This is a genomic window from Burkholderia sp. AU31652 (assembly GCF_002223155.1).
Classification (GTDB): Bacteria; Pseudomonadota; Gammaproteobacteria; order Burkholderiales; family Burkholderiaceae; genus Burkholderia.
Window position 1 is genome coordinate 67071 of the sequence record NZ_NKFG01000001.1, and the last position, 12401, is coordinate 79471.

Annotated in this window: 10 protein-coding genes; 8 read left to right on the plus strand and 2 right to left on the minus strand. The window is 66.6% G+C overall.

All coding sequences use genetic code 11. The features are described from left to right. Positions 1–66 precede the first annotated feature (66 nt). Together CFB40_RS00355 and CFB40_RS00360 are read right to left on the minus strand one after the other, a co-directional pair. The gene (locus tag CFB40_RS00355) at positions 67–600 is read right to left on the minus strand and encodes a class IV adenylate cyclase (protein ID WP_089430398.1); all 534 of its coding nucleotides are present in this window, start codon (positions 598–600) and stop codon (positions 67–69) included. A gap of 236 nt (positions 601–836) precedes the next feature. Next, the gene (locus CFB40_RS00360) at positions 837–1736 is read right to left on the minus strand and encodes a LysR family transcriptional regulator (RefSeq protein WP_089424136.1); all 900 of its coding nucleotides are present in this window, start codon (positions 1734–1736) and stop codon (positions 837–839) included. A 169-nt stretch (positions 1737–1905) separates the two neighbouring features. Between CFB40_RS00360 and CFB40_RS00365 the strand changes: the two genes are divergently transcribed. From CFB40_RS00365 to CFB40_RS00400, 8 genes are all read left to right on the plus strand, one after another. Next, positions 1906–3591 (plus strand): GMC family oxidoreductase, encoded by a 1686-nt coding sequence (locus CFB40_RS00365; RefSeq protein ID WP_089430399.1) that lies wholly within the window; start codon positions 1906–1908, stop codon positions 3589–3591. 468 nt (positions 3592–4059) lie between these two features. After that, positions 4060–4839 (plus strand): ABC transporter ATP-binding protein, encoded by a 780-nt coding sequence (locus tag CFB40_RS00370; protein ID WP_021160426.1) that lies wholly within the window; start codon positions 4060–4062, stop codon positions 4837–4839. After that, the gene (locus CFB40_RS00375; RefSeq protein ID WP_089424138.1) at positions 4836–5591 is read left to right on the plus strand and encodes an ABC transporter ATP-binding protein; all 756 of its coding nucleotides are present in this window, start codon (positions 4836–4838) and stop codon (positions 5589–5591) included. Before CFB40_RS00370 ends, CFB40_RS00375 begins: the two co-directional genes overlap by 4 nt. Before the next feature lie 77 nt (positions 5592–5668). Further along, the gene (locus tag CFB40_RS00380; RefSeq protein ID WP_089424139.1) at positions 5669–6868 is read left to right on the plus strand and encodes an ABC transporter substrate-binding protein; all 1200 of its coding nucleotides are present in this window, start codon (positions 5669–5671) and stop codon (positions 6866–6868) included. A 128-nt stretch (positions 6869–6996) separates the two neighbouring features. After that, entirely contained in the window at positions 6997–7881 is an 885-nt protein-coding gene (locus CFB40_RS00385) for a branched-chain amino acid ABC transporter permease (protein WP_089424140.1), read from the plus strand. Then, positions 7881–8855, plus strand: a complete 975-nt coding sequence (locus tag CFB40_RS00390; RefSeq protein WP_174974714.1) for a branched-chain amino acid ABC transporter permease — start codon at positions 7881–7883, stop codon at positions 8853–8855. Before CFB40_RS00385 ends, CFB40_RS00390 begins: the two co-directional genes overlap by 1 nt. Positions 8856–9980: 1125 nt before the next feature. Next, positions 9981–11138, plus strand: coding sequence for an ABC transporter substrate-binding protein (locus tag CFB40_RS00395; protein WP_089430401.1), 1158 nt, complete (start codon positions 9981–9983; stop codon positions 11136–11138). Positions 11139–11345: 207 nt separating this feature from the next. Beyond that, complete coding sequence (locus CFB40_RS00400) at positions 11346–12401, plus strand: branched-chain amino acid ABC transporter permease (protein ID WP_089424144.1); 1056 nt, start codon at positions 11346–11348, stop codon at positions 12399–12401.

Genomic DNA, 12401 nt, shown 5'->3' on the forward strand with positions numbered 1-12401 from the left:
CGCGGCCACCGCGCGGCGGCAAGGGTTAAGGCGGCGCGGGTTGCGCCGCCTCGGGGCAGGGCCGGATCAGGCCGCTTCTTGCGGCGTGTCGGCGTTCAGCAGGTCGACGTACGCGACGGCGACGAGGTCGTCCTGCGACACGCCGAGCTTCGCGAACACGTCGTGCGCTTCGGCTTCGCCGCCGGCTTCGTCGTCATCGGGGCCGAGCACGACTTCCAGCTCGATGAAATCGCCGAGGCCGTCGACGCGGTCGAGGTGGATGCGCGTGCGGCCCGCGAGGTACACGTGCCGTTCCTTCGTCACGATCCCGCGCGTGGTCAGCGCGGTGGCGAGCAGGGCGTGCATCGCGTCGGGGTTCGTCACCGGGCTGCGCGTGTAGTACGACGCCTTCGGGCCGTCGCGGTCGTCGCGCTGGTAGAAGATCAGTTCGGCCGGCGTGCCGTCCTCGAAGCGGCGCAGCTTCAGCCGGCCGCGCGGCACGTCATAGAAGAAATCCTGCTGGCGATAGAACAGCGGCGCTTCGGTCGCGAGCCTGGCCGCCTGTTCGCGCAGCTGGTCGAATTCGCGGGCGCGGGCTTTGATCTCGATGTTGCGGGCCATGCGGGTCTCCTTCAATCGGGGTCTCGCGGTGTGCGAACGCACAATCTAGCAAAAAGCCCGCGAAGGTGGCGTGACGACCGGCGGGACGCGGCGACACGCCGCGGCCGGGAGGCTCGGCCCCCGTGATTTCCCCATTCATGCACGCGTGAGGGCCTGCACGGTCGCCGGCTGCCGACCAGCGATGTGTCGGGTGTTGACGCCCGGTGCGCGGCCAGCCGCAGCGCTATCAGCAGCACTCATATCGCCCACTGCGCTTCGATCAGTCGCAGCGCCGCCGCGATCGCCGGTTCGTCGCGCCGCTCGGCGAGCGTCACGAACGTCAGTTCGGTCGGCACCGTCACGGGCTCGACGATCGTCAGCGCATGCGCGTGCGCTTCGGCCAGCGCGGTCGAGTCGCGCGCGAGGGTCAATCCGATCCCCGATTTGACGAGGTCGAGCATCGATTGCTCCTGGTCGACCTCGGCCACCTTGAGCGGCTGCGCGCCGGCCTCCGCGAAGCGCCGCGACAGCAGCCGGTGGTGCGCGGACGCCGGCGGCGTCCAGATCCACGGCAGCGTGGCAAGCGCGCGCCAGTCGTGTGCGCGCTGCACGCGCTCCTTCCAGCCGGCCGGCGCGAGTACGCGGTACTGGAAATGCGTGAGCGTGACGGTGTGGAACAGTGCGCCGTCGAGCGGATCGTCCTCGCCCGGCCGGCCGATGTAGTAGCCGACGTCGAGCGCCTGCGTGCGCACCTGTTCGATCACCCAGCCCGACATCCCGTGCCGCAGCGCCGTCTCGATCTGCGGATGCGTTTCGACGAGCGCGCGCAGGAAGCCGCCGAGCCGCAGGAAGCCCGGGTCGAGGATCGTGCCGATCCGCAGCCGGCCGCGCACCTCGTGCCGCAGCGCAGCAGCGGCGCGCTGCACGTCGGCGGCCGCGGCGAGCGCACGTTCCGCATGCGGCAGCAGCGTCTGGCCGTCGCGCGTGAGCGCGAGGCCGCGCGATGTGCGCGTAAACAACGTGACGCCGAGCGTTTCCTGCAGATGCTTGATCTGCAGGCTGACCGCCGGCTGCGTCAGGTGCAGCTGCGCGGCGGCGCGCGTCAGGTTGCCTTCGCGCGCGACCGTCGCGAACGCGCGGAGCAGGGTGAGATCCATCGTCGTGATATGAGCGCAGCTTATAACGCAGTTCAGCATAACTCATTGGATCGGCGGCCGGCGGCCGGAGTACGCTTCATCGGTCGTGGCGCGGGGCCGCAAGCGCGGCTCGCGGCGCACTATGCTGAAAATGACGCGCGGCGTTGCCCCGCGTGACAGGAGACAAACCGTGACTACCCAACGCACGCTAGAAGGCGAATTCGATTACGTGATCGTCGGCGCGGGCACCGCGGGCTGCGTGCTCGCGAACCGCCTGACCGAGGATCCCGACATCCACGTGCTGCTGCTCGAAGCGGGCGGCAAGGACGACTATCACTGGATCCACATCCCGGTCGGCTATCTGTATTGCATCGGCAATCCGCGCACCGACTGGCTGTACAAGACGCAACCCGAAGCCGCGCTCAACGGGCGGGCGTTGTCGTATCCGCGCGGCCGGGTGCTCGGCGGCTGCTCGTCGATCAACGGAATGATCTACATGCGCGGCCAGCGCGAGGATTACGACAGCTGGGCGCAGGAAACCGGCGACGCCGGCTGGTCGTGGGACAGCGTGCTGCCGATCTTCAAGCGCAGCGAGGATCACCATGCGGGCGCGAGCGACGCGCACGGCGCGGGCGGCTACTGGCGTGTCGAGAAGCAGCGGCTGCGCTGGGAGATCCTCGAATCGTTCGCGCAGGCCGCGCAGCAGACGGGCATCCCGGCAACCGACGATTTCAACCGCGGCGACAATGCCGGGGTCGGCTATTTCGAGGTGAACCAGAAGCGCGGCGTGCGCTGGAATACGTCGAAGGCGTTCCTGCGGCCCGCGATGGCGCGCCCGAACCTGACCGTGATCACCGGCGCGCAGGCGCAGCGCGTGATCTTCGACGGGCGGCGCGCGGTCGGCGTCGAATACCACGGCGGCGGCACGGATTACGTCGCGCGGGCGCGTTCGGAGGTGCTGTTGACGTCCGGCGCGGTGAATTCGCCGCAGCTGCTCGAACTGTCGGGTGTCGGCGATGGCCGGCGGCTGCAGGCGCTCGGCATCGACGTCGTGCAGGATCTGCCGGGCGTCGGCGAAAACCTGCAGGATCACCTGCAATTGCGGATGGCGTTTCGCGTCGAAGGCGTGCGCACGCTCAACACGCTGTCCGCGCACTGGTGGGGCAAGCTGATGATCGGCGCCGAATATGCGTTGCTGCAGCGCGGGCCGATGTCGATGGCGCCGTCGCAGCTCGGCGCGTTCGCAAAATCCGATCCCGACGATCCCGCGCTCACGCGCCCCGATCTCGAATACCACGTGCAGCCGTTGTCGCTCGAGCGCTTCGGCGAGCCGCTGCACAGCTTCAACGCGTTTACGGCGTCCGTGTGCCATCTGCGGCCGACGTCGCGCGGCAGCGTGCATATCGCGAGCGCCGATCCGGGCGCGGCACCCGCGATCGCACCGAACTATCTGTCGACCGATCACGATCGCCACGTCGCCGCGAACGCGCTGCGGCTCACGCGCCGGATCGCGTCCGCGCCGGCGCTCGCGCGCTATCGGCCGGCGGAAATCCTGCCGGGCCTGCAGTATCGAAGCGAAGCCGAGCTGATCGAGGCGGCCGGCGCCGTCGGCACGACGATCTTCCATCCGGTCGGCACCTGCCGGATGGGGCGTGCCGACGATGAGCGCGCGGTGGTCGACAGCCGGCTGCGCGTACGTGGCGTCGCCGGGCTGCGAATCGTCGATGCATCGGTGATGCCGTTCATTACGTCGGGCAACACTAATTCGCCGACGCTGATGATCGCCGAGCGCGCGAGCGACATGATTCGTGCCGATCGCCGCGCGGCGCGCGAAGCGACACCGGTGCGCACGGAGCAGGCGGTGACAGCCGCGTGACGGAACGCTGACACGCACGACAGCGGGCTGTCATGATGACGCCCGCTGATTCGATATGCGAAACAAACTGCTGTTGCAGCAGCGGTGCGAGGGTGCCGATAGCAGCGAATACCGTCGGTTCGTCCCGCAAGATCCATGCAAGCCGTGCAGCCGCACGGCTTTTTTGTTGCATGCGAGCCGGGCCGTGCGGATGGTCAACGCACGATGATGCACGTGTCAAAAAAACAGCGTGCAAAACCGTGCACAGCCGCGTGCGACAGGGCGGCCAGCCCTATAAGTGCAAATCCCGATGATTGCACTGCACCAACGGCGAGACAATGTGGCGCAGTGTGCATACGCGTCGGCGCGGGAGACCACCCTCGAGGCGTAACACGGCGCCCGGGGCAGCCCGCTCATCCGCTGACCTGTTTCGCGGACGCTTCTCGCGAATCTTCCCGGTGCTTCGCCTGACTTCGTACGGAAGGGAACATGATTCTCGGCGACACGATTCTGGAAACACGCGGACTGACCAAGGAATTCAGGGGTTTCACGGCCGTCAACGGCGTGAACCTGCGTGTGCGTCGCGGTGCGATCCATGCGCTGATCGGACCGAACGGCGCGGGCAAGACCACCTGCTTCAACCTCCTCACCAAATTCCTGACGCCGACGGCCGGCCAGATCGTCTTCAACGGCATCGACATCACCGACGAGCGGCCCGCGCAGGTCGCGCGGCGCGGCATCATCCGCTCGTTCCAGATCTCGGCCGTCTTTCCGCACCTGACCGCGCTGCAGAACGTGCGCATCGGCCTGCAGCGCGCGCTCGGCACCGAATTCCATTTCTGGCGCAGCGAACGCACGCTGAAGCGGCTCGACGACCGCGCGATGGACCTGCTCACGCAGGTCGGCCTCACCGATTTCGCGCAGGTGCCGACCGTCGAGCTCGCGTACGGCCGCAAGCGCGCGCTGGAGATCGCGACCACGCTCGCGATGGAGCCCGAACTGATGCTGCTCGACGAGCCCACGCAGGGGATGGGCCACGAGGACGTCGATCGCGTGACCGCGCTGATCAAGAAGGTCGCGAGCGGCCGCACGATCCTGATGGTCGAGCACAACATGAACGTGATCGCGGGCATCTCCGACACGATCACCGTCCTGCAACGCGGCGAGGTGCTGGCCGAAGGCTCGTATGCGGAAGTGTCGAAGAATCCGCTCGTCATCGAGGCCTACATGGGCAGCGCCGACGCGGCGCTCGCGGGGGCGCACGCATGAAGCACAGCGAACGGGAGGAACGCGAATTGAGCGGCGTCGAAAGCGGTACGCCCGCGCTGGAGATCACGGGCCTGGAGGCCTGGTACGGGGAATCCCACATATTGCACGGTGTCGACCTGACGGTGCATCGCGGTGAAGTCGTCACGCTGCTCGGCCGCAACGGCGCGGGCCGCACGACGACGCTGCGCGCGATCATGGGCCTCACGGGCCGCCGCAGCGGGTCGATCAAGGTCGCGGGCAACGAGACGATCGGCCTCGCGACGCACCGCATCGCGCATTACGGCATCGGCTACTGCCCGGAGGAGCGCGGGATCTTCTCGAGCCTGTCGTGCGAGGAGAACCTGCTGCTGCCGCCGCTGATCGGGCCGCGCGAGCACGCGATGCCGATCGACGAGATCTACGCGATGTTCCCGAACCTCGCGTCGCGCCGGCAGAGCCAGGGCACGCGTCTGTCCGGCGGCGAGCAGCAGATGCTCGCGGTCGCGCGGATCCTGCGCACCGGCGCGAACCTGCTGCTGCTCGACGAGATCTCCGAAGGCCTCGCACCGGTGATCGTGCAGGCGCTCGCGCGGATGATCGTCGCGCTGAAGGCGCGCGGCTACACGATCGTGATGGTCGAACAGAATTTCCGGTTCGCCGCGCCGCTCGCCGACCGGTTCTACGTGATGGAGCACGGCAGCATCGTCGAGCATTTCCAGGCGGCCGAACTGGAAAGCAAGATGCCGACCCTGCACGACCTGCTCGGGGTGTGACGCCGCCCCGTTTCCCTTGCCGCTAGCCGTGGCGGCCCTCGAACAACCACAACGCATCAGAACAACAGGAGACGTCAATGAAAATGAAGACCCTCGCACAGGCCTGTCTCGCACTCGCGACCGCCGCGCTCACCGCCGGCGCCGCACACGCGGCGGATACCGTGAAGATCGGCTTCATCACCGACATGTCGGGGCTTTACGCGGATATCGACGGGCAGGGCGGCCTCGAGGCGATCCGCATGGCAGTGGCCGACTTCGGCGGCAAGGTGCTCGGCAAGCCGATCGAGGTCGTCTATGCCGATCACCAGAACAAGGCCGACATCGCCGCGTCGAAGGCGCGCGAATGGATGGACCGCGGCGGGCTCGACCTGCTGGTCGGCGGCACGAACTCGGCCACCGCGCTGTCGATGAACCAGGTCGCGGCCGAGAAGAAGAAGGTCTACATCAACATCGGCGCGGGCGCCGACACGCTGACCAACGAGCAGTGCACGCCGTACACGGTCCACTACGCGTACGACACGATGGCGCTCGCGAAGGGCACCGGTTCGGCGGTGGTGAAGCAGGGCGGCAAGTCGTGGTTCTTCCTGACCGCCGACTATGCATTCGGCAAGGCGCTCGAGAAGAACACGTCGGACGTCGTGAAGGCGAACGGCGGCCAGGTGCTCGGCGCGGTGCGCCACCCGCTGTCGGCATCGGATTTCTCGTCGTTCCTGCTGCAGGCGCAATCGTCGAAGGCGCAGATCCTCGGCCTCGCGAACGCGGGCGGCGACACGATCAACTCGATCAAGGCCGCGAAGGAATTCGGCATCACGAAGACGATGAAGCTCGCCGCGCTGCTGATGTTCATCGACGACGTGCACAGCCTCGGCCTCGAGACGACGCAGGGCCTGGTGCTGACCGACAGCTGGTACTGGAACCGCGATGCGGCGTCGCGCCAGTGGGCGCAGCGCTACTTCGGCAAGATGAAGAAGATGCCGTCGAGCCTGCAGGCGGCCGATTACTCGTCGGTGACGACCTACCTGAAGGCAGTCCAGGCCGCCGGTACGACCGACTCCGACAAGGTGATGGCCGAGCTGAAGAAGATCAAGATCAACGACTTCTACGCAAAGGGCTATATCCGCACGGACGGCAGCATGATCCACGACATGTACCTGATGGAAGTGAAGAAGCCGGCGGAATCGAAGGAGCCGTGGGATTACTACAAGGTGCTCGCGACGATTCCGGGCGAGCAGGCGTTCGGGACCAAGCAGGAAACGCGCTGCGCGTTGTGGAAGTAGGCAGGGCGTAGCGGCGCGCGCGGGCGCGCCGCTCGGTGGCGGCCGCAGCGATGTGCCCGCTGCGCCGCCCGCGCACGCGCTGCATGAAGGTTGCGCGCGCAACGAAACTCATTCTGACGGCTAAGTCGATGGAAATCTTTGGCATTCCGTTGCCGGCGATGCTGAGCCAGTTGCTGCTCGGGCTCGTCAACGGCTCGTTCTACGCGATCCTGAGCCTCGGGCTCGCGGTGATCTTCGGGCTGCTCAACGTGATCAACTTCGCGCACGGCGCGCTGTTCATGCTGGGCGCGATGCTCGCGTGGATGGGCCTGTCGTATTTCGGGCTGCCGTACTGGGCGATGCTCGTGATCGCGCCGCTGCTGGTCGGTGCGTTCGGGATCCTGATCGAGCGCTCGATGCTGCGCTGGCTGTACAAGCTCGATCACCTGTACGGGCTGCTGCTCACGTTCGGGCTCACGCTGGTCGTCGAAGGCGTGTTCCGGTCGATCTACGGTTCGTCCGGCCAGCCGTACGACGTGCCGTCGCAGCTGTCGGGCGCCACCAACCTCGGCTTCATGTTCCTGCCGAACTACCGCGCGTGGGTGGTGGTCGCGTCGCTCGCGGTATGTCTCGCGACGTGGTTCGTGATCGAGAAGACGCGCCTCGGCGCGTATCTGCGGGCGGGCACCGAGAACCCGAAGCTCGTCGAGGCATTCGGCGTGAACGTGCCGATGATGATCACGCTCACCTACGGCTTCGGCGTCGCGCTCGCCGCGTTCGCGGGCGTGCTGGCCGCGCCGGTGATCCAGGTGTCGCCGCTGATGGGCCAGCCGATGATCATCACCGTGTTCGCGGTGGTCGTGATCGGCGGGATGGGCTCGATCCTCGGCTCGATCGTCACGGGCCTGCTGCTCGGCGTGATCGAGGGCTTCACACGCGTGTTCTACCCCGAAGCGTCGGCCACGGTCGTGTTCGTGATCATGGCGATCGTGCTGCTGTTCCGCCCGGCGGGCCTCTTCGGCAAGGAAAAATGATGCAGAGAAAAGTGCTCTACGGCGTGCTGCTCGCCGCACTGCTCGCCGCGCCGTTCATCGGCGCGTATCCGGTGTTCGTGATGAAGGTGCTCACGTTCGCGCTGTTCGCGGCCGCGTTCAACCTGCTGATCGGCTATACGGGGCTGCTGTCGTTCGGCCATGCGATGTTCCTCGCGACCGCCGGCTATGCGACCGGTTATTCGATGCAGACGCTCGGTTTCACGCCGGAGCTCGGCGTGCTGGTCGGCACCGTTGCCGCGACGCTGCTCGGGCTCGTCGTCGGGCTGTTCGCGATCCGGCGGCAGGGGATCTACTTCGCGATGATCACGCTCGCGTTCGCGCAGATGGTCTACTTCATCTACCTGCAGGCGCCGTTCACGCACGGCGAGGACGGGCTGCAGGGCGTGCCGCGCGGCCGCCTGTTCGGGCTGCTCGACCTGTCGAACGACGTCGCGCTGTACTACGTCGTGCTGGCCGTGGTGGTCGCCGCGTGCGCGTTCATCGTGCGGGTCGTGCATTCGCCGTTCGGCCAGGTGCTCGTCGCGATCAAGGAGAACGAAGCGCGCGCGATCTCGCTCGGCTACGACACCGACCGCTTCAAGCTGCTCGCGTTCATCCTGTCGGCGGGCATCGCGGGGCTGGCCGGCTCGCTGAAGGTGCTCGTGCTCGGCTTCGAGACGCTGTCGGACGCCTACTGGACGATGTCGGGCCTCGTCGTGCTGATGACGCTCGTCGGCGGGATGGGCACGCTGTTCGGGCCGCTGCTGGGCGCGGCGCTGATCGTCGCGCTGGAAGACCGGCTCGGCGACATCGGCGAATGGCTCGCGTCGACGACGGGCGTCGGGTGGTTCCATTCGCTCGGCGAATCGGCGACGATCGTCACCGGACTGATCTTCATCGCATGCGTGCTCGCATTCCGGCGCGGCATCGTCGGTGAAATGGTCGCGCGGATCAAGCCGCTCAGGGCGTCCTGAATGCGTGCGGCGCGCGTCACCGGGCGTTGATGCGAAGCACCATCCGGCATGCTCCGGAAGGGCGCAGGAGCGGGCTCGGGCCGGTGCCGTGCGGCAGACTAGTGCCCCATTTTCGTGCGGCGATGCACCATAGGGGTAAATGCTAAGTTGTCGTGGTGCTTAAGCCTCTTTAAGATTCACCCTAGTTCTGATGCACCGCGAAACGAATTTGCAGGTGGAGAACGAGGAGACAATCGAGGCACAAAGTGCCCGGACCCCAAAGCGCTGTTGGACGGAATCCAACAGCGCTTTTTCATTTGCGTGCACGGATTTGCGCTGTTGGTGCAGCGGCCTGCGCGGTGGCCGTATTCCGCGCTTGCGTTCGCACCGCGCTTCTTCCGCGCTTCGCCGCGTCCCCCGTTTTCCAGATTTCCGCTTTCCCACGATTCGTTCGCCAACGATGCGCAGCCGTGCGCCGGCCGTTCGGGCTAACCCGGTTGGCGTGCGCAAAACGCGTCCGTTACACTCAGCTTTCGCCGACCGCGCGGTCGGGAAAATCGGTCGGCAGTTCTCCTACAAGCAGAATGCAGAAGAGGGAGTACGGTTGGATGAGCAGCGCAGGACGATGGATCGGGGCAGGAAGGGCGGCGGGTGCCGTTCGTTCGTCGTGGGGTTGGGCTGCTGTCGCCGCGGCCTTCCCGAGCCGTTCTGCGGCCTGTAGGCGCGTTCCGGCGTCATCGCCGGTCGTTGCGTGCGCATCCGTGTCGATATTCGCATCCGCATTCGCATGAGCGGCCGGCTTCCCGATCGTGCGCCGCTCGCGAGCCTGGCCGCGTCAGGCCGGATCGACGTGCTTTTCCTTGATTGTTGCGCATACATCGATTGCGCACACGATTCCGCCTTTCTCCGCTTTCTTCATCCAGACGACACCGCCGCTGCGCATCGTGACGGTCGAACGACCGTTTCGACCGCCGGCCGGTGCGTCCGCGCGTGGTGCCGTCCGGGTGCCGTTGAAGATGGGGTGTTTCACGGGAAAACGAGCGTAGACGCGGTATGGCGAGATAGTTAATTTATTAACTTGTTTGGGGACCGGGAGCCGCCCGAGCGACCCGAGGCTTTTTCGAGCAGCGTTTGGAGACAACGTAAATGAAGATGAATCGATGGATGGAGGCCGCGCTCGCCGCGGGCCTCGTGTGCGCGGCGGCAACGGCGTCGGCGCAGGTGAAGATCGGCGTGACGCTGTCGGCCACCGGGCCGGCCGCGTCGCTCGGGATTCCGGAAAAGAACACGATCGCGCTGCTGCCGAAGGAAATCGCCGGCAAGAGCGTGCAGTACATCGTGCTCGACGACGCATCCGACACGAGCCGCGCGGTGCAGAACGTGCGCAAGCTGATCGATGAAGATCACGTCGACGCGATCATCGGCTCGTCGGTCACGCCGAACTCGCTGGCAATGCTCGACCCCGTGTCGCAGGGCAAGACGCCGACGATCTCGCTCGCGGCGAGCGCCCAGATCATCTCGCCGATGGACGCGAAACGCGCATGGATGTTCAAGGTGCCGCAGAACGACCAGCTGATGGCCGACGCGATCGCCGGCTACATGGCGAAGCACGGCGTGAAGACGGTCGGCTTCATCGGTTTCGCCGATGCGTACGGCGACAGCTGGTACAAGACGTTCGACGCGGCGGCCGCGAAGAACGGGCTGAAGGTTGTATCGAACGAGCGCTACAACCGCACCGACGCGTCGGTGATGGGGCAGGTGCTGAAGCTGATGGGCTCGAATCCGGATGCGGTGCTGATCGCCGGCTCGGGCACGCCGGCGGCGCTGCCGGCGAAGACGCTGAAGGAGCGCGGCTACAAGGGCAAGGTGTACCAGACACACGGCGTCGCGAACAACGACTTCCTGCGCGTGTGCGGCAAGGATTGCGAAGGCGAGATCCTGCCCGCCGGCCCGGTGCTCGTGACCGACCAGCTGCCCGATTCGAACCCGGTGAAGAAGCCGGCGCTCGGCTACAAGGCCGCGTACGAGAAGGCGTACGGCGCGGGCTCGCTCGCGACGTTCGGCGGCCATGCGTGGGATGCCGGGCTGCTGCTGCAGCGTGCGATTCCGGAAGCGTTGAAGAAGGGCCAGCCGGGCACCGAGGCGTTCCGCGAGGCGCTGCGCGCGTCGATCGAGAACGTGAAGGACCTGCCGGTGTCGCACGGCGTGATCAACATGACGCCGACCGACCACAACGGCTTCGACACGCGTGCGCGTGTGATGGTGCAGATCGTCGACGGCAAGTGGAAGCTGCAGGCCGAGTAAGCATCACGTGAAACCGGCGTGCGCGGCGCGAATGGCGCCGTGCATGCCGTCGGCAGGGCGCCGGGCCCGACGGGCCGCGACCATGCCCATGTCGTGTGGAACCGCAGGGGCTCGCTGCATGGCGCCTGACGTGTCGATCTTGCGGCTCGTGCGCCCCGGCCGTTCCTGTCTTTCGTTTCACCGCAGCATTCTCGATACACGAAACGTATGGATCTCTCGATTGCAGCGATCCTCGCGCAAGACGGCATCACGACCGGCGCCATATATGCATTGCTGTCGCTGGCGCTCGTACTGGTGTTTTCCGTCACGCGGGTGATCTTCATTCCCCAGGGCGAATTCGTCGCCTACGGTGCGCTGACGCTTGCCGCGTTGCAGGCGCAGAAATTCCCCGCCACCTGCTGGCTGCTGTTCGTGATGGGCATCGCGTGCTTCCTGCTCGAAGTCGGCGGCCTGATCCGGCATCGCGAACGGCGCCATCAGCTCGGCCGCACGCTCGCGACACTCGGCAGCCGCTACATCCTGCTGCCGCTCGCCGTGTTCGCGATCACGCGCAGCTTCGCCGTGCAGCCGCTGCCGATGCTCGCGCAGATCGCACTGACGCTCGCGATCGTCGTGCCGATGGGGCCGTTCGTCTACCGGCTCGTCTACCAGCCGATCGCGGAAGGCACGACGCTGCTGCTGCTGATCGTGTCGGTCGCCGTCCACTTCGCGATGGTCGGCCTGGGGCTCGTGATGTTCGGCGCGGAAGGCTCGCGCACCAACGGCTTCTCGGATGCGTCGCTGTCGATCGGCAGCATGACCGTGTCGGTGCAGAGCATCCTGGTCGTCGTGACGGCGCTCGTGCTGATCGGCGCGCTCTACGTGTACTTCGGCCGCACGATCGCCGGCAAGGCGCTGCGCGCGACGTCGGTGAACCGGCTCGGCGCGCGGCTCGTCGGCATCGGCACGACCGAGGCCGGGCGGCTCGCGTTCACGTTCGCGGCGGGGCTCGGCGTGCTGTCCGGGATCCTCGTCGGCCCGCTGACGACGATCTACTACGACTCGGGCTTCCTGATCGGCCTGAAGGGTTTCGTCGGCGCGATCATCGGCGGGCTCGTCAGCTATCCGCTCGCGGCCGCCGGCTCGCTGCTCGTCGGCGTGCTCGAATCGTATTCGTCGTTCTGGGCGAGCGCGTACAAGGAGGTGATCGTGTTCACGCTGATCATTCCGGTGCTGCTGTGGCGGAGCTTCGCCACGCCGCACGCGGAAGAGGAAGAGGAGTGA